The sequence below is a fragment of the Streptomyces sp. NPDC059564 genome (genome assembly GCF_042735575.1).
In the GTDB taxonomy this organism is placed as follows: domain Bacteria; phylum Actinomycetota; class Actinomycetes; order Streptomycetales; family Streptomycetaceae; genus Streptomyces.
Genome location: NZ_JBHWBP010000044.1, coordinates 1 through 17,716, shown reverse-complemented (window position 1 = coordinate 17,716; position 17,716 = coordinate 1). Strand labels below are relative to the sequence as shown.

The following is a 17,716-nucleotide window of genomic DNA, read 5'->3' as shown; positions in this document are numbered from 1 at the left end:
TGATTCGAAGTGGGGTTGGGCATTAGGCGGCCAGGGTGAAGTCGGAGCGGGTGAGGGTCTTGCCGAGGTGCGGGGCCAGCAGGTGGGCGGCCAGCAGGGGTGGGACAGCGTTGCCGATCTGGGAGAAGGCTTGCCCCTTGTTGCCGGCCCAGGGGTAGTCGGCCGGGAAGGTCTGCAGGACGCCGGCTTCGGTCGCGGTGATCCGGATCGACTCCGGCGCCGGACTCTCCGCGTCGGCTTCGAGGGAGCGCGGCTCGGCGACCCACACGCATTCGTTCGCGCGGTGTCCGAAGAACAGAGTCCCCGCGGGCTCGTTCGCACCCCGGACGGTGGCGTTGGCCTGGTTACTGCTGCGCAGTGACCAGGACCAGCGGTGCTCCCCACAGGTGCAGACGGCGGCAGCGGCGTCCGGCGGGCGCAGTCGGCCGGGACGTGCTCTGCGGCTGGGGCGCTGCCTGGGTGCGGGCGGCTTCCAGGTACCGCGGTCGCGGGCGTCTGTGAGGGTCTTCCGGGCTCCGGAGGGGAACGGTTCGGGCCCGCCGCCCGGTCCGCCGCCGGCGCAGACGGTCGGGGTGGGTCGGTCGGTTGCACCCCAGCCGAGGGCCTCGGCCATGGACACCCACCGCTCGCGGCCCGGCCCGAACAGGCTCTCCGGTTCGGCTGCCTGGGCATGGGTCGGTGGCGGAGGCTCGGCGGTGCGGGTACGGGAAGCCAGGAGGATCGCCCGCCGCCGGGTCTGCGGCACGCCGTAGTCGGCGGCGTTGAGGATCCCGGTCCAGACGGAGAAGCCCCAGCCCCGGAGGATCGCGGCGTACTGCCGCCACAGTGGCAGCACGTCGGGGACTTCCTCCATGAGGATCCACTCCGGCCTCCCTGCGGAGTGCAGGGCGTGGAGGTAGCGCATCGGCTCCGCGGCCAGCAGGCTCCGGGGGTCCTTGCACGCGGTCAGGAGCTGAGCCCGGGTGTCGCGGCCTGTGGCAAGGTCGGCGACGGCCTGGTGGACCAGCGGCTGGTCGACCAGGCCGAGGCGCTTGCCGGCCATGGACCAGGCCTGGCAGGGCGGCGAGGCGATGAACCCTCGGGTGCGGTCCGTGAACGGCCACACCGGATACATCGCCACGTCGGTGCGGATTGTCAACTGCCCAGCGGCGGCCCTGGTCTTGCAGGCCCATTCGTCCCACTCCAGGCCGATATCGCGGACGCCGAGCACGCCCAGGGCGTGGCTCCAGCCGCCGGGGCCGGCGAAGAGGTCCACGACGAGGTCCTTCACGCGGTCAGCCCGAAGTCGTCCTGCTCGGCATTTTCTTCGCCGCGGCAGGCCCAGGGCGAGCAGCCGTTGACCACGCCGTTTTCGAGCTCGTCGAGTTCGGCGGCGGCCCGCTCCGAGCGGGTGACGTGGTCGATCGGCGCAACGCTGAGCGGCACGCGGGAGCGGTGGAGGAAAGCCTGGCCGAGCAGTGGATTTCCCGAAGCGTTCGCGCGGGAATTGCCTTTTCGGATAGCCTCGTCGAAGGCGACAACATCTTCCCACTCGGCAGGGGATGCGTCCCGGATGCTCCTCCACTGCGCATTTCCGTGAAATGGGCAACCGAGGCAGCTCGACTTAGGGGTATCCGCCAGTCCGAGCTCGGATAGGTAGCGTGTGCAGTCGGCGCGTGACCAGTCCAGATCGGTGATCAGGGGATGCCGGTTGCGCATGTATTTGACGTCGGAGTCCTTGGCGCGCTGGAACTCGTCGGTGGAAATACCGACCCACTGTTCGACGAAGATCCCCTTCGGGACGTGCAGAGGGTGCGGGTATCCGAGCAGTTCGCGAATCTGTCGTTTGATCGGCTTTATTTTATATTCGCCGGTGCATTGCCGCCTGGTCATTCCAGGCCTGCCGTCTTCGTTAAGGATGTAGAGCGGCATGGACGCGAATCGGTGATTCGGGTCGAGGGCGTCGTTGCGAATGTTTCCGGCGGTGACGCGGAGGATCGGTATTCCTGCGGGCCGGGCTATCTCCCGTTCCAGCCGGTCGAGATGATCATAAACGGCCCGGGGTTCCCAGCCCGTGTCTGCGAAGACCGCGAAATCGACCTTAGGGAGAATCCCTTCGGCGGAAAGCGCGAGACAGGTTTCCCTGCGGGTTCGGTCCCAGCGCCGCTGACCGCGGGTGGTGGTGATGGCCTGCGACATGGGGCGACGGCGGCCTGTCACTCGTTTGAGGGGACTGTGATGGATGAGCAAGTGCAGTGATGTTCCTTCGTGAATCCTGAAAATCTGCCGGTTGGGCTGAACTTGGGGTGGGTGGTTGTGTGGCGCTGACGGTGGTGCGGGAGATCCGGCGTCCGTGCGACCCGGACGTCCAGGCGATCGAGGATTTCGAGACCGACGTGCTGTCCGGGTTCGTGCTGGCGCGGGCGGCGTCAGGGATCACGGACGGATCGATCCGGAGGGAGATCGGTGATCTCGACCTGATCAGGTCCTGGTTCGGCCGACCGCTGTGGGAGATGGATCCGCCGGATGCGGACCGGTACTTCGGGCAGGTAACCCGAGGGCTGAGCGTGAGCACTCGCTACCTGCGGTCGTTCGCGCTCGCCACGTACTTCCGGTTCATCGAGCTGCGGATGAAGCCGCAGTTGTACCGACTGACGGGGCGGGTGGCCGAGTGCCCGCTCGACGAGATGAACACGCCCCGGCACCAGTCGCGAATGGGGCTGCGGATCCCGCCCGGGCAGCACGAGGTCCAGCAGCTCTTCGCCGGATGGCGGGAGGACCTGGCGGGCTGCCGGAAGTTCGCGCCGGCGGCCAGGAATTACGTGGCATCCAGGCTGATGGGCCAGGTCGGTCTGCGCATCAACGAGGTGCGCATGCTGGATCTCGCCGACGCGCACTGGGACCTCGGCCAGTACGGGAAACTTCACGTCCGGTTCGGCAAGGGCGCTCGGCGCACCGGTCCCCGCGCGCGGATGGTTCCGCTGATCAACGGCGCGGGCGACCTGCTGCGCTGGTACGTCGAAGAGGTCTGGGGGCACTTCCCCGCGGACCACACCCGGCCCGGTGCACCAATGTTCCCCTCGGAACGGCGGGCCACTGACGGTACGAGTCTGCGGGTGGGCGATCACGCGCTTCGCCTGGGCCTGGCCGAGGCTACTGAGCGGCACCTTGCGGACTGGGACGGGAAGATGACTCCCCATGTTCTGCGGCATTTCTGTGCCTCTGATCTCTACTTGAACGGCATGGACTTGATGGCGATCCAGGAACTGCTGGGACATGAGTGGCTGGTCACGACGCTTCGCTACGTCCATGTCCACCGGGGTTTCGTTGAAGAGGCGTGGCAGGCCGGCCAGCAGCGGGCCGCCGCCCGCCTGACCGGGCTTGTGACCTGAGCGGGAAGGAGCGAGAAGGTGAAGTGGAACCTGCGGCTGGCAGCCGCGAACCGGGGCATCTGGAAGGCCAGCGAGCTGCAGCGGATGCTCGCGGAGCACGGGCTGGTGATCAGCGCGGGGAAGATGTCAGGGCTCTGGTCCGGGGAGCCGGCCAGCATCAAGCTGTCCGACCTTGACGTCATCGTCGCTGTGCTGGGCTGCGGGATCCAGGAGATCCTCATCCCCGAGCCAGTTACGTCCGGCGTGGCCGAGAAGCCGTCGGTTCCGGTGGCCAGGGTGGCCGGGGAGAGTGGCAGCCCGGCGGCGCCGCCTGTGCCGCGCCGTCGGGATGGCCGATCCCTGCCGCCGCTGTGAGGCCCCACCAGCCTTTCCGGCCCTGTCATCAGTGTGGCGGCCACTGCCCGTGCGACCTGGGCTGGACGGTGTGCTGGTGGTGCCGCCACCCCGGCGAGCGGCACGCGACGTGCGGGGCCTGCCAGCAGCCGGTCTTCAACGGTAGGTTCTTCGCCGCCGGGCGGTGCGAGTTCTGCCACCCCCAGCGTCGGCTCCGGTGGACGAGCTGTGCCCAGTGCCAGGCCTGGTACGGCGGGAAGCGTCCGACGTGCAGCGGCTGCACCGGCTGGCGCTACCGCCACCCGCCCGGCACCTGCCGGGAGTGCGGGTCAGTCTTCTTCGTACGAGACGAGCACTGCCGGGCCTGCTGGGTCCAGGCCCGCATCCTGGAAGAGGCAGATCTCGCCGAGGGGCAGGCGCGGGTAGACCCCCGGCCCTACTTCACCCACATTGCCCGGACGGGCTACCAGTTGGAGATCAGCGGCCTCAAGCGCACCACCCAACTGCTCAACCCGAGGTGGCGCTACCGCGAACTCCAACCCATCCCGCCCGCCACCGCTGCGCGACTGCCGGCGAGCTGGGAACAACTACGGCTCTTCGACGCAGGCCGGGACTACCGCCGTTTCCGCAAGACCGACCACGCCGATCTGGACAACCCGTACCTTGCAGCGGCCCTGGGGCTCGCCGACCGGAAGGCCGAACTGTGCGGATGGAGCCCGGAGCTCCTCCTGCTCACCCGCCGTGGCTTGATCGCCGTGCTCTCCGGCCACCAAGCAGGCGAGAGGGTCCGGTACTCCGAACTCGTGCCCCTGTACGCCGACCGGAAGATCAGCGTCACCCGCGTCAGCGAGGTCCTGCAGGAGGCCGGACTGCTGGACGATGACCGGCCCGACAGCTTCGAAGTTTGGCTGGCCCGACGGACCCAGGACCTTGCGCCTGAGATCGGCGAGGACGTCCGACGTTGGCTCCGGGCAGTCCACCGAGGAGGACCTCGCCGCCGGCCCCGAAGCCGCAGCAGCAGCTGGGGGTTCATGTCGGCCGCCCACTCCACGCTCCTGGACTGGTCCGGCCGCTACAGCCACCTGCGGGAAGTGACCGGCGCTGACGTGAAGACCGCCCTCGACGCGCACCAGGGCTGTCGGCGCAAAGAGCTGCACATCAGCCTTCGGTCCCTCTTCATGCACCTGCGCCGTGAGAAGGTGATCTTCCAGAACCCAACGACCGGGATCAAGGCGGGTGCCCATCCACGGCCGCTCATCCTGCCGCTGCCGCAGGAGTGCTACACCGACGCCGTCACCGCGGCGACCACACCCGAACAACAGGTCCTCCTCGTCCTCACCGTCGTCCACGCTGCCCGTCGGCCCGCCATCAAGGCCCTCACCGTCGACGATCTCGACCTGCCCAGCCGAGCCATCACCATCGGCGGCCACACCCGGCCCCTGGACGAACTGACCCACCAAGTCCTTCACGGATACCTACTCCACCGCCACCGCCGGTGGCCACATACCCCCAACCGCCACCTGCTCATCACGCGAGTCACCGCCCACGGCCACGGACCGGTCAGCGACTACTGGTGTCACCTGCAATTCGCCGGCCGCCGCGCCTCCCTGGAGCAGATGCGCATCGACCGCCAGCTGGAGGAAGCCCTTGCGGGTGGCGGCGACCCCCGCCGACTGGCCGCGATCTTCGGGATCTCGGAGTTCACGGCCGTCCGCTACGCCAGCGCCGCCCGCGCAATCATGGACGGCACCCTGGAATCTCCGCCACCGCCCACCAAAACACGCGGTTGACGCTGAGACTGATGACGAGGTCTAGGCCAGCTCTTTCGGACCTTGCCGGGCTGGCCCACGGCGTCGTCTCAGGTATGCGCTTGCGCACGCACCGCCCGATGCCGTCGTTGGGTAGACCTGCACGGAGCGTCGTCCGCGGCCCGCTGGCTCGGGTCAGCTCGGGGGGCGGATTCTTTCGCGCCACCCTGTCGCTTCTCAGCCGTTCCGCCGAGAGTCGTTGATCGGTAACGCTCCGTACTGCCACGCTCTGACCAGGCGGGCAGGGTGCCAGCCAGCAAGGAGACGACATGTCCGAGACCACGCCCAACGACCACGGCCCCGCTCCGGTCCAGCTCACGCCCGAAGTGACCGAGCCCGTGTTCATCCCGGCCGACCAGGTCAAGCCCGAGGACATCGGCACACTGTCGATCGAGTACCGCGACGGGCAGCCCGTCATCGTCGTCAGCGGCGGAACCGCTATCCCGGCGGAACTGACGGTGCTGGATGCGGCAGACCATGCTGTTGCGGCGTACTCAGCTGGGCCAGTGCGTTCCGCGCGCAAAGATGGTCTCTACTACGTGAACTTCGTCACCAACCACAACCTGCACGGCACGCCGTAGATGACGGCCAGCGCCACCGGCGAGGAGTGAACTACCGCCCCGGTACGGATCTTTCAGAGCCCGCGCCGGGACGCCGTGCCTCAGAACGGCGGAGCCTGAACCCCGAAATCCTCGCGCGTCTTGAGCCGACGGCACGGGCGGCAGAACGGCTGATCGTTCCCGTCCGTGTCCGTCCCACGATGCCCTCACCTTTCCCGGTGGGGGCCTTTTGGTGTTCCCGCTGGTCAGGCGGTAAATGTGTCACCTGATGGTTGGTTCATCTTGCGCACGCACCGCCTGATGCCGTCGTTCCGTCTCGCCCACCGTTGCCTTCTCCTATCTCACCGGCTGGTGGTTCTGGCCCTCGGTGGGCTCCTCGTTGCCTCTCGGTGATCCTGAACGCCTTTCGGACAACCGCCCCTCTGCCGAGATGGTTGGGAACACGGGGCCGAGCGCCGACTGCCAGCCTGATCCAGGTACGGGTTCGGCCTTGCGGGCCCTTCGGGAATCCTGAACTCGCAGCGGACGCAGGGTGGAGGACTGTACTCCGGCGCCCAGGGAGAGCACTCGGTATCGGGGGTTTTCCAAGGGAGGGGATCCAGGGTGGTGCAGGCGCCGAAGGCGTTCACGGCGCGAGATGGGCGATGGGGGTGGGGGAGACCTTCCGGGTCACCGTGTGCGGGGGCGGCTGCTGGCCGGCACGGCGGTGGCGGTGAGGGCGGGAAGGGCTGATAGGGCTGGGGTGCGGGGGCTGCGGCCGAGGGCGGCCGTCAGGGTCATCGCTCCGGTGAGGGTGAGGCGGACCCGGTCGCGAGGGGGGCCTGCGCCGAAGGCAGGCGGCGCGGACCCGGGCTCGACGGCGACGAGACCGGCCTGTTCCAGAGCACGCAGGGTCTCGATGCGTACTGAGTTGCCGCGGCTGTGGACGGCCTCGCGGCCCTGGTGCCGGGCGATGACGAGGTGTCCTCGGGCCGTGGCGTGCAGGGCGGTCCGCTGGGAAGGGGCCAGAGCGTCGGCCCCGGTGGCCGCCGCGGGCCGGCGGCCATGGACCTCCGTGGCGAGGGTGCTCGCGGACTCCACGGCCGCGACCGGCGCCAAGAGCGTCAGCTCACGGGCCAGCTGGATCTGATGCGCGATGTCCCCGTTCCCGGCAGGCGCGTCCGGTGGCGAAGGAGTCGCGTCGAGGAGCGCCTTGGCGTCGACGAGGTGCCGGACCGCCTGGCCGGTCAGAACAGCCAACTGCTTGATCCGGACCGTGGCTTCGGTCACGGCCACGCCCCCGTACGCCGCCTGTTCGACGATGGCCTGTACGGCCTCCAGACAGGCACTGACCAGGCTGTTCGCCGAGATGTGGCCCTGTGTGGCGGCGTAGGCCGGCTGGAGGCGGGCGAGCTGGTCGTTGTGCTGGGTGAACTGGTCGGCGAGCGCGAGCAGCCGCAGGACAGGAGAGGGCGGACCGGCAACGGCCGGTACGGGAGTCTCTGGCGCGGGCGGTGAAGCCGGGCTGCGTGGGACCGGTGTGAGCGGCGCTGCGGGACGTGGAGGGTCAGGTGTAGCTGGCGCAGACGGCGGCCCGGGATGGCCCCGAGGCTTCGGTGTGGGGGATGAGGGCAGGCCAGGCAGGGCGAACAGTGCGTCGTCGGTCATGAAGGTGGGGCCTTCGAGGGGCCCTCCTCCCGGCGGGACTTGCTTGACCGGGGAGGAGGGTAGGTCAGCGGACAGGGGCGGGGCCTTGATGGCGGGGGCGGGCGGGGAAAGCCGGCTCTGGAGCGGGGCCGAGGCGGCGGAGGACCTGGAGCCCGTCCGGGGTGAGATGGAGCCGTTGCCCCACGTGCAGTCCAGTGCTCACGTCCCGTGCCACCAGGCGTTTGTCTGCAAGGGCATCGACGGACCGTACGGTGATGCGCTCCGGGGAACCGCTGTCCACGACGGGCTGCTTGCGGGGCCACTGGCTGTACTTGACGGTGCTCGTGTGGATGAGGTGCAGGGCCCGGTGCTGGATGGCGGTCAGGGTGACCTTGCCGGAAGCGGAAGGGGGCTGCGGGACGTCGAAGGCGTTGCGCCCCAGCTCCGGCGGCTCGGCGGGGGCGGGTGTACGGCTCGCCTCGCGCAGGGCCGCGGTCTCGGTGAACGCGGCGGCGTTGTGGCAGGCGGCACGGGCCGGCCGGATCAGCTCGACGGCGCGGTCCAGGTGGTCGTCGAGGTCACGGCGGGGGACGGACGGTCGGCTGGTCATCCGCCCCGTGGCGGGGTCCGGCAGCCCGTCGATGCGGTGGTACTCGGCCGCCACCGCGACTGCGGCCATGACGTGGTCGGCAATGACGGAGGAGATATTGGCGAGCTGTCCGAGGGACCCCACCGCGTGGTGACCGGAGACCGTGGAGTGCGCGTATCCCTGCTCGGCCGATCTCAGGAGCAGCGTAAGGGCGGCGGCGGAATGGCCTTGGGCCGTGGCATACCAGGAGGCGAGCTGGGGCAGAGAGCCGGATCCGGCGATGGGCCGTTCTCCGGAGAGGAGTTCACCGAAGGCGCCGAGGTCGGCGGACAGCGAGTGAAGACGCTTGATCGTGCGAGATGCCTCGGATGAGGTGTGGTCCAAGAAAGATCCTAGGGGAGGAGCGGGCGCCGGATGCGGAGCGCTACGGGGCCGGGGGTACAGGACAGGTCGGGGATGGAGGGCTGGCGTTAGCGGGTGCGCGCAGTGGGCTTGCCGGGTGCCTTGACAACGGCCGTACGGACGGCTCTGGGGCCGTGTCTTTCGTTGGCGGTGAGGTGCTGGCCTGCGTCGTTTCAGCGCGTCCTGCGGATGGCGTCTGTGGCCGCCTTGGCGATGGCGACGGGAGCGCTGGAGGGCTTGGGCAGGTGCAGCAGGGTGGTCCCCGGCAAGTGCTGGGACTGGGAGGTGAGGGTGAGCTGGAGTACGGCGCAGCCGGCGGTCGTGAGCTGCTTGACGCGGGTGACGGCTTGAGCGGTTTCGTCGCTGTTGTACCGGGCGTCGGTGACGATCACGAGGAGGCGGCCGGCGCCGGGGCGGCTGAGTTCGAGGCCGTGGTCGAGTGCGTCGATGGCGTCGCCGAGGTTGTGGGCGCCGCCGTTGGCGTTGAACGTCGTCACGCGTTCTGGTGCTCGGTGGGTCGGTCGGGTCAGTGCGGTCAGGTGATGGTCGTAGGCGATGGTGGCGGTAAGGGAGTCGGGGTCGGTCAGGGCTGCTGCGCGTGCCACGATCCAGGCAGCGGACGCGACGGGCGCGCAGGCGGCACGCATGGAGCCGGAGACGTCGACGGCGATACCCACACGCAGCGGTGGGGTGGGGGAGTTCCGGCGGCGGGTGTGGGTGAACGGTTCCGCGGTGGGGACCGACCCGGTCGCGCGCTGGGCGTCGCGGGCGAGGGCCGCCCGCATGTTGAGGCGGCCGGGCGGGGTGGGGCTGGTGGTCCGCTCCTCGGTCCGCTCGCGGTAGGCAGCGGCACGCAGGGCACGGCTCAGGCGTGCGGCGGCGCTCTGCTCGGCGGCGGTGGGCCGGCGGGTGCCGGTGACCGGGCTGCCGTAGGGCGCCACCGAGCCGTCGGGGGTGACGGTGGCGCCCCGGGTATTGAATACGGCCTTGGCGGTGGCGGCGGCTTTGCGTCGCTGGCCGGCCTGCTGGGCGCGGTCCTGTGCCTGCGCCTGGGACTTCGAGGCCATGGCGCTGGCCGCTGCGGTCTGTTCCGCGAGGTCGGCGGCGTCGGTGGCCGCCGTGCTGTCCATGACGACCCCCACGGCGCCGGCCAGCAGATCGCTGAGGTTCTCCGGCACGGGCAGGGCGGGGGCCGCGGTGTCCAGAGCGTCGCACCATTCCTGGGCGTGCGCGAGCATGGTCGTGGCGTCGTGGTCGGCGCACTGGTGGGCTGCGGTCCAGATGCGGGTGAGGGCGGCCAGCAGGTCTGCGCCCAACACCTTCTCGCACAGATCGGCGACGGCCTGGGTCTCGCCGGCGTCCAGGATGCCGACGTCACGGCGGCCGAGAACCAGGGCCGCAACGGCGGCGGCGTGCTCGATGCCCTGGAGGGTGGGGTGGGCGATGTCGGGCATGACCAGGGTTCGGGCGCTGGTGCGCAGGTACGTGCGGTCGGTGGGCCGCCTGGTCAGGTGTGCGCCTTCGATGCGGCTCTCCTCCAGCAGGAGCGCGGCCTCGACGACACGGGGGTGCGCTCCGGCAGGCTGCGTCCAGACGGAGTGGGCCGCGTGCGCGGCCTCGTGGACGAATACTCCCCAGGCGGCGGGATACCGCTCCTCGTCGCCCACGATCCGCGGATGGATCTCGTGGGGCTGGAGCGGGGCGAACAGGCCGGCGTCGAACTCAACCTCGCCCAACGTGGGGTAGAACGCGGCCGGTGCGCCGCTGCGTGTGCCGGGGCGGCAGGTGACGAGGAGGTCCTGGCGGCCGGAGAGGGCGACCAGCCGGTCGCCGAGTTCGGCTCCCACGCGCAGCCACGCGTCCGGGGAGGAACGGGGTTGCGCGGGCGGGGCGCCGTCGTCGTCCCATCGTGCGAGGTCGGCGTCGTGGTCCGGCGTGGTGGCGGGGGACTGGACGTGGTGGTGGGCGCTCATCGCGAGCGGCCCCGGTGCGCGGAGACGGTGCTGCCCGGAGGCTTTCGGACGGCTGAGGCGGGGAGCTGCTTGCCGAGGGTGAGGGGCGCGATCTTCTTGACGCCGACAGCCTTGATGACGGCGTCGGCGACGGCGTCGCGATCCTCCAGAGGAGCGATGCCGACCAGGTTCGCGAGCGCGGCGTTGGTGCCGAGGACGGCCTCGGTCTTCTGGTAGCTGAGCAGTTCCCGCAGCTGGGGGGCCCAACCCAGCTCACCGAGGTCGACCTGGCGGGAGAGGTGTCGGGCGACCCGGACCACCCGGGCATCGATCTTCAAGGCCAGGGCGAGGTCATAGTCCGTGCCGATCTGGATCTGCACGCTGAACCGGGACGACAGCGCCTCCGTCAGAACGGCGCCGTGGACGCCGGGGTTGTGGCCCGCGACCACGTAGAAGCCCGGCTCGGCCTTGATGGTCTCGCCGTTGTGGGCCTTGACCTGGATCTGCCTGCGCCCGTCCATCGCGGGATACAGCGCCGCCAGGACCTTCGGCGAGATCAAGGTGGCATCGTCGATCAGCAGGGCACGGCCCTGGGTCATCGCGGTGACCAGCGGACCGTACTGGAAGACGTAGCCCCCCGCGTCGGCCTGCGTGTACTCGCCTATCAGGTCGCCGACCGTGGTGTCGCCGTCACCGGCGACGGTGAGCAGGTCCGGGAACGCCGCCTCGACCAGACTCGTCTTGCCGGTGCCCGGAGGGCCGTAGAGCAGCACCGGCACGTCGGCGTCGCGCAGCCGGTTCAGCGCCTCGACGTCGGGCAGATCGGCCAGTTCCCGGGGGTGGTAGAGCTGGCCTCCCGCGCGGCGGATCGGGCCGGTCTGCCTGGGCGCGGCTGCCGCGGGAGCGGCCGTGCGGGCCGTGGCCGCCTGGGCGCGGGGAGCGTGGGTGCCCGGTGGGCTGATCACAGCGGCCTGCGCGGCTGCGGCGGTCTTCGCGTTCGCGCGGAACTCCGGTTGCCCGGTGCCGCTTTGGTCGGCCTCGCCGCGTCGCACCAGGGTGAGGGCGGCGTTGCGGACGGCGCCGTGGGAGTGGCCCAGCTGCCGGGCCATGTCCCCGATGGTGAGCGTGTCCGCCGGCCGGTCGGCCAGCAGTCGGGCCACCTTGGCCCGTAGTTCGCCGCCCTTGGTCCGCGCTGGACTCGTAGGCGGTACGGGTGTGGTCAAAACGGGCTCCCTTCAACAGGTGCGGGTGCGGGTGCGGGCGGGGCTGGCGATGTGCTGGAGAGGTTGGCCGCTCTCGGAGCGGATCACGGAATGTGCCGACATCGGCGACCGGGCCAACCGGGGCGTACGTCGGCGCTCACCGGCCGACCGGGGGCTCAGTACAGGTGCAGGGGATGGCCGGCGACGGGTAGCTCGCTGGCTGCCGAGCAGGCCCGGGCGTCCGCTCCGTACCGGGTTCCGCCGCTCGGCAGGCGCAGCCTGGCGCCTCTTCGAAGCCGTCCTGGAGCAGGATCCGCCGGGCGGCGGCGTTGTAGCCGGTGGTGGTGACCTCGCCGGTGATGGAGTGCCGGATCGTCAAGAACGGCTCCGCTGGTACTTCGGGCAAGGCCGATCTCCTATCGGTGGTGGCGGGAAAGTGGTGGGGTGTTGGGCGAAGGCGAGGCGGGCCCGGAGCTTCCAGCGGGCATACGGTTCTTTGTCACTTGGGGCATCGGGGGCTACCGCCGGCGGGCAGAGGGGGAGACCTGGTGCGAGGGCGCCGATGCCGCGGGGGCGGTGCTGACGTGCTGCGGTGTCCCTGTGCCGGCCATCGACGGAACGGCGTCCTCGAGTTCTGCCGCGTGCGCCTTCGGCGTGCTGGTCCCGCCCATATCGACGACCGCCTGGGCGATGAGCTGCTGGTCCTCGCGCCGCGCGGCAAACGAGGCCAGGCGGTACGACAGCCGCTGTGCCTGCCGGGCGTACGTCTTCGCGGCTCGGTCGAGCTCCTCGGTGGCCTTTGCAAGCGTGCTGCGGCTCGCGGCCGGCGTTTCATCAGCGTCCTCGTACAGAAGGACTTCGGTGCGGTGGTGGATGGCGATGGTGCACAGGGTGGCCGCGAGGGAGACCTGGGTGGTGGCTTCGACGAGTTTGGCGAGGTTCTCGTGACCGTCCTTCATGGCGGCGTACTGGCTGGTCGACAGGAGGGCGACCTGCTGGGTGCACTGCAGCGCGAGTTCCTGGGCGCGGAGGGCGATCGGCCCGATCTCCCGCAGGGGTCTCGCTATCTGTCCGGCCCGCACGCTCTCCACCTCCTGGCGGAGGGACTTCAGGGTGGGGGCGACTTGGCCGAGGATGCGGGTCTGCTGGGCAAGGTCGATGAACTGCAATCCGGAACTCCAGACAGGAGAGGCGCCGGGCGGGGCGCTGAGGGGAGGTGATTACGCGGCGGGGCCGTAGTTGTCCTGCTGGGGTGCGTGCTTGGCGACGGCGCGTGCGGTGATGCCCCGTGACGCGTCGGCGGAAGCGGCGGACAGGGCCTCGGCGCCCGGTTCGAGGTACCAGGGGCGCAGGTCGAGCATGGCGGCGCGCATGCCGGTGGCGAAGCAGAGCGCGGTGCCCTTGGGGAGGGCGCGGATCGCGTCCGCGGGCAGGATCCGCTCCTGGCGCATGCTGATGCTGGTGGACTTCCCCGAGTCGGAGACGGAGGTGGACTTCGTCTCGACGTCGTGGTCGCCGATCAGCCGGGAGAGCTTGTCGGCGAAGTCGGGGTCGTCGATGCCGCTGCCGATGACCTTGACGGTGGACGCGGACCACATGGCGTCCATGCCCGCGTCCCCCCACACTTTCTGGCCCTGGCGGTAGGACTGCAGGATGGTGATCGGGATGATTCCGCGAGACCCGAGGTGGGAGTACAGGTCGGGGAGGTCGCTGATCTTGCAGACGTTGGCGGCCTCGTCGAGGATCGCGAGCATTGGCGGGTCCAGGCGTCCGCCAGCCCGCTCCGCCTGGGCGGTCGCGGCCCGCATGACCGAGTCCGCGCACGCCGCGATCAGTGCGCTGGCTCCGCCGCCTCCGTCCTTCGACAGGAGGTACAAGGTGTCCTGGCTGGTCACGAAGTCGGCGGGCTTGAACTCGGGGACGCCCTTCTGCGGGGTGACCCAGGCGGCGATCTCCGCGTTCAGGAGGGCCGAAGCGTACTGGCGTGCGGTCTCGTAGATGCCGTCACGGGTCTCCGGGGGGCCCTCGACGGTCCCCTTGAGCTGAGCTGCTACGGCCGAGAAGCCGTGATCCCGCAGGATGTCCAAGGGGCGGCGGTCGGCGGGAAAGGCCAGCCACTGCATGACGTCGGTGATGGGCCGCTCGTCGAGAGCCGCAGCCAGGAACAGCTGGCTGAGGATATTGGATCCGGCCTTGGACCAGAAGTCTCCCTGCTGGGAGGCATCCACGCTCGCCGCGAGGAAGTGCCCGGCCAACCGGCCGGCGCCGTCGAGGGACTTGGCGGAGGCGAGGGGGTTCCACCACATCTCGCGGGCCGCGTGGGCGATCTGCTGCGGATCCATGCTCCAGGTCCGGCCGTCCGCTCCGCGGGCGTCGATCGTGGCGGTGTAGGCGTCTCCGGCGGCCTTGTTCGAGGTGAGGAGCACGGGGCCGGGTGCGGCGAGGATCGCGGGGATGGCCAGACAGGTTGTCTTCCCGGACCGGGGAGCCATGATCGCGACCGCGACGTCCTCGTACCCCATACGAACCTCGTGACGGCTGCCTTGCAGGTTGCCGAGGAGGACACCGGTGTCCTTGGCCTCGATGGCCTTGGCGTCCTTCAGGCTCGGCCGAAGGGATCGGGCCTTGGCCGTGATGGCCTTGGCGAGCAGCGGCTCGATGTCCTTCTGCTTGGCCATCCCCGCGATCCGCTTCTTCTTGCCGAGCGTGCCCTTGTGCCGGGACCACCACATGAAGCCGCACACGGTGAGGACGAGGAGGACCGCGGCGGGCAGGATCCGGGTCCCGATCAGCAGGGACGTTTCTCCTGTCGCGGGCCAGAGGCGCTCGGGGTGGAGAAGGGCCGCGGCCGGCTGGTAGGGGACCCAGGGGCCGCTGCCGGTGACCCAGGCGGTCGCGTTGCCGCCCAGCCAGGCCAGGGTGGACAGGGGCAGGGCGACGGCGAAGGCACCCAGGAGGGCCTTGAAGGCTATGTCGTAGCCGTCGGAGTTGGAGTTCGGGGAAGGGCTGGACAAGAGGGCGGTTCCAGGGGAGAGGGTGGTGGACTCGGTGGCGGAGGGTGCCTACCGGCGGGGCTTCGGCGGGTTGGTATCCCGGCCGGGGAGCGCGGCGACGGAGGCGGCGGCCGGCCGCGACTGGTTGCGCCGCAGCGCGTTGTCGATGTCGAGGACGGCCTGGCCGTGGAGGGACCATTCGTCCAGGTAGTGCCAGGCCTCGGCGTTCCGCTCGGCGCACGGCCCGTCGTACTCCTCGACCCCGGGCCGTGCGGACTGCGGCAGGGTGGCGCGCAACGCGAGCCACTCGCTCTGCAGGGCGCCGATCCGTTCCTGGGCGATGCGCAGAGCGCCGATCTGCCAGGCCCAGCGGTGGTGGACGCTGCGCTCCGGAATCTTCCGCAGTTGGGCCTCGGCCGTGGTGACGAGCTCGCCGGCTCCGGTCCGGATCCGGTTGAAGGACCGCCATGTGTCGGCGTCGCGCTGGCCCTGGCGGAACCCGTAGGCCCTCTCGTCGGCCGGCCAGCCGTCGGGGCCGGTGTGCTTGTCGGAGTAGGTGTCCCAGGTGGCGAGGATCTGCTCCGCCTCGCGGAGGTAGAGGGCGAGCTGGTGCAGGAGGTGCTGGTGCCTGGTGTGGAGGTCGGGGTGGGTCACGGGGCCTTCGGGGGTCGGGGAGTTCGTGGCCGTCGTCTACCGGGTGGGCCGGGCTGGCGCGGCGGTCGGCGGAAGTGCGGGTGCGGTCACGGCGGTGGTGGAGGGCGGCTTGGGCCGGTGGCGGCGGGCTTCGGCCAGGCGCTGCTTGTGTGCACCGACCACCTCGGAGCCGATCGCGAACTCCGCGCCCTGCGTGAGGTGGACGCTTTCGTTGATCTTGAAGCGGGCGCGCAGGACCGGCGTGGGGTTGGAGATCGCTTCGGCGACGGCGGCCAGAAGGTGGGCAGGGGTCGCTTCGTCGAGGTGGGCTCGCCAGAGGCGTTGCTGCGGGCCGTGTTCACCGTGGTGGTGGGCTGCTTCGATCTCCCAGCCCATGACCCCCAGGGAAGGCGAGACGTACAGCTCCACCCGGACGATGCCGTCGGGGGAGGTCAGCCTCTGCGAGCCGGTCTCGGAGGTGGTGTGCTCCCAGCCGCGGCCGGTGAGGACCTCGATCACCGAGGGGGCTGGCTCTTCGGGCTCGGGTCGGATGAGTGCGTCGGTGAGGCCGGCCACGATCTCGGCGGGGGTGTCGCCGTTGAACGTGACGTACCAGAGGACGGGGCCGAGGTTGTTGTCGATGCGCCACCAGCGGTGGAAGCTGCTGGGTGTCGGCGTGAGGTCGAGGCGGAAGGCGTGGTCGGGGCTGGTCATCCGGATCGCCGGGTGCAGGGGGTCGGAGTCCAGGCTCCATCCGCGGGCCCGCAAGGGGTGGGTGACGTGGCGGGGGTCTCCGGCGTCGGCGAGGTAGCGCGGGGTGATGGCCGAGCCGAGGTTGTTCTCGTGGTCGTAGGCGAAGGCGGCGAGCTGTCGGTCGGTGATGGACAGGGACGGCTCCTTGAAGACCGGTCGGGCGGCGGTGTCAGTGGCGGGACTTGTTCGCGCCGGCCGCGGAGTAGGGGCTGGCGGGAGTGCGCTGGCGAGGGCGGGCGGCGCTCCAGGAGTTGCGGGCCCAGGTGGCGGCGCGGGCGGCGGTGATCCGGGCCTGTTGCCAGGCCCCGAGTTCGGAGGGGCGTACGGACACGGAGGTGGTGCGGATCCACTTCGTTGTGGGGACGTTGCCTCGTGGGCGCAGCACGGGGGTGGGGTCCGAGAGCGCGGCCGAGAACTCCTGGACCAGGTGCAGCGGTGTTGTGGAGGTGAAGACGGCGTCCCAGGCGCGGCCGTGCTCGGTGCGGGCACCGGCCCACCAGTGCCCTTGGCTGGGCCCGTCCTGGTGGTATTGGAGCCAGGAGTTGCGGTCCGGGGCGACCGCGACGAAGTGCACGAGCTTGTTCTCGGGGTCCTGCTGCTTCTCCTCGACACGGGAGGTCTCCCACCCGTTCTGCTCCAGTGGGGCCCACACGTTGGGGGCGTGGGCGGAGCGCGGTTTGGTCAGGGTGTCGGTGAACCCGGCGACGATCTCGATCGGTACGGCTGTGGTGAACGTGGCGTGCCAGGCCGGCTGCTGCCCGACGGCCTTGCCGGAGACGGTCCAGCCGCCGGGTATCGCCGTGGGGTCGAAGCCGACCCGTATGGAGTGGTCGGGGCTGTCGAAGATGATGGGGCCGCCCGTACGGGAGATGTCCTTCCAGCCGGAGGCGCGCAGGTACTCGGCGACGAAGCGGAGGTCGCCTCCTCCGCCGAGGTGGCGGGGCTCGATCAGGTAGTGCTGCTGGGGCTGGTCGGCGGTCGGTCCCCAGCCGGTCCAGGTCTTCTTCACCGGTGTCTCCGGGCGACGAGCGCCGACGGGGTCGGCGGGAGCGTGTTGCTCGCGGGGCTCTGGGCGAGGCGGTGGATGTCTGCTGCGTGCTCGTCGAGGTCGAGGGTGATGTCGTGCAGTTCGTTCGCGGCACGGCCGAGGGCGAGCCAGACTTCGGGCGGCAGGGCTCCGGTGAGCGCCGAGCCCTGGGCGAAGCGTGATCCGGTGGCCACCAGCGTGGCCAGCGATGCGAGGACCCCTTCTTCGGGGTCGAGGACTTGGCCCAGGACGCGGGCGGCTTGCCGGGGCGGGGCCATGACCAGGGATTCGTTGAGCTGGGCGATCTGCTTTGCGATCTGGCGGGCCAGGGCTTCGGGGTCGTAGACGGTCATGCTCCTCCGGGGATGGTCGGGGCCGGTTGCTGTGCCTCGGGACGCGGCCGTGTGGCCGGATGGGCCGGGACGGGCGGGGGTGTGACCCCCCGATGTTAACGCGGTAACCGCAGT

General features: G+C 70.4%; 17 protein-coding genes. 4 read left to right on the top strand and 13 right to left on the bottom strand.

What is annotated here, in order from left to right:
• Positions 1-22: 22 nt before the first annotated feature.
• Positions 23-1,270 carry a DNA cytosine methyltransferase gene (locus tag ACFV0Q_RS11380; protein WP_385003885.1) on the bottom strand — a complete coding sequence of 416 codons (1,248 nt, stop codon included), beginning with the start codon at positions 1,268-1,270 and terminating at the stop codon, positions 23-25.
• Positions 1,267-2,178 carry a hypothetical protein gene (locus tag ACFV0Q_RS11375; protein WP_385003883.1) on the bottom strand — a complete coding sequence of 304 codons (912 nt, stop codon included), beginning with the start codon at positions 2,176-2,178 and terminating at the stop codon, positions 1,267-1,269. Before ACFV0Q_RS11375 ends, ACFV0Q_RS11380 begins: the two co-directional genes overlap by 4 nt.
• Before the next feature lie 119 nt (positions 2,179-2,297).
• Here ACFV0Q_RS11375 and ACFV0Q_RS11370 point away from each other — a divergent pair, with 119 nt between their 5' ends.
• From ACFV0Q_RS11370 to ACFV0Q_RS11355, 4 genes are all read left to right on the top strand, one after another.
• Entirely contained in the window at positions 2,298-3,371 is a 1,074-nt protein-coding gene (locus tag ACFV0Q_RS11370) for a tyrosine-type recombinase/integrase (RefSeq protein WP_385003881.1), read from the top strand.
• A gap of 18 nt (positions 3,372-3,389) precedes the next feature.
• On the top strand, positions 3,390-3,725 hold the full coding sequence (locus ACFV0Q_RS11365) for a helix-turn-helix domain-containing protein (protein ID WP_385003879.1): 336 nt from the start codon (positions 3,390-3,392) through the stop codon (positions 3,723-3,725).
• A gap of 68 nt (positions 3,726-3,793) precedes the next feature.
• Complete coding sequence (locus ACFV0Q_RS11360; protein WP_385003877.1) at positions 3,794-5,494, top strand: hypothetical protein; 1,701 nt, start codon at positions 3,794-3,796, stop codon at positions 5,492-5,494.
• Positions 5,495-5,781: 287 nt separating this feature from the next.
• Complete coding sequence (locus ACFV0Q_RS11355) at positions 5,782-6,093, top strand: hypothetical protein (RefSeq protein ID WP_385003875.1); 312 nt, start codon at positions 5,782-5,784, stop codon at positions 6,091-6,093.
• A 648-nt stretch (positions 6,094-6,741) separates the two neighbouring features.
• Here ACFV0Q_RS11355 and ACFV0Q_RS11350 read toward each other — a convergent pair.
• The 11 genes from ACFV0Q_RS11350 to ACFV0Q_RS11300 form a co-directional block, all read right to left on the bottom strand.
• Complete coding sequence (locus ACFV0Q_RS11350; protein ID WP_385003873.1) at positions 6,742-7,719, bottom strand: hypothetical protein; 978 nt, start codon at positions 7,717-7,719, stop codon at positions 6,742-6,744.
• Positions 7,720-7,783: 64 nt separating this feature from the next.
• A complete protein-coding gene (locus ACFV0Q_RS11345) occupies positions 7,784-8,671 on the bottom strand; it encodes a hypothetical protein (protein ID WP_385003871.1) in 888 nt (295 codons plus the stop codon).
• A 191-nt stretch (positions 8,672-8,862) separates the two neighbouring features.
• On the bottom strand, positions 8,863-10,662 hold the full coding sequence (locus ACFV0Q_RS11340) for a hypothetical protein (RefSeq protein WP_385003869.1): 1,800 nt from the start codon (positions 10,660-10,662) through the stop codon (positions 8,863-8,865).
• Positions 10,659-11,801: an AAA family ATPase gene (locus ACFV0Q_RS11335; protein WP_385003921.1), complete on the bottom strand. Its 1,143-nt coding sequence runs from the start codon at positions 11,799-11,801 to the stop codon at positions 10,659-10,661. The genes ACFV0Q_RS11340 and ACFV0Q_RS11335 overlap by 4 nt, the downstream gene beginning before the upstream one ends.
• A 199-nt stretch (positions 11,802-12,000) precedes the next feature.
• Positions 12,001-12,222, bottom strand: a complete 222-nt coding sequence (locus ACFV0Q_RS11330; RefSeq protein ID WP_385003919.1) for a hypothetical protein — start codon at positions 12,220-12,222, stop codon at positions 12,001-12,003.
• A gap of 139 nt (positions 12,223-12,361) precedes the next feature.
• Entirely contained in the window at positions 12,362-13,012 is a 651-nt protein-coding gene (locus ACFV0Q_RS11325) for a hypothetical protein (RefSeq protein ID WP_385003867.1), read from the bottom strand.
• Positions 13,013-13,063: 51 nt separating this feature from the next.
• The gene (locus tag ACFV0Q_RS11320; RefSeq protein WP_385003865.1) at positions 13,064-14,857 is read right to left on the bottom strand and encodes a type IV secretory system conjugative DNA transfer family protein; all 1,794 of its coding nucleotides are present in this window, start codon (positions 14,855-14,857) and stop codon (positions 13,064-13,066) included.
• A gap of 48 nt (positions 14,858-14,905) precedes the next feature.
• Entirely contained in the window at positions 14,906-15,490 is a 585-nt protein-coding gene (locus ACFV0Q_RS11315; RefSeq protein ID WP_385003863.1) for a hypothetical protein, read from the bottom strand.
• Positions 15,491-15,526: 36 nt separating this feature from the next.
• Positions 15,527-16,183, bottom strand: a complete 657-nt coding sequence (locus ACFV0Q_RS11310) for a DUF317 domain-containing protein (protein WP_385003861.1) — start codon at positions 16,181-16,183, stop codon at positions 15,527-15,529.
• A gap of 208 nt (positions 16,184-16,391) precedes the next feature.
• Complete coding sequence (locus tag ACFV0Q_RS11305) at positions 16,392-17,231, bottom strand: DUF317 domain-containing protein (RefSeq protein ID WP_385003859.1); 840 nt, start codon at positions 17,229-17,231, stop codon at positions 16,392-16,394.
• Positions 17,228-17,602: a hypothetical protein gene (locus ACFV0Q_RS11300; RefSeq protein ID WP_385003857.1), complete on the bottom strand. Its 375-nt coding sequence runs from the start codon at positions 17,600-17,602 to the stop codon at positions 17,228-17,230. Before ACFV0Q_RS11300 ends, ACFV0Q_RS11305 begins: the two co-directional genes overlap by 4 nt.
• Positions 17,603-17,716: the final 114 nt, after the last annotated feature.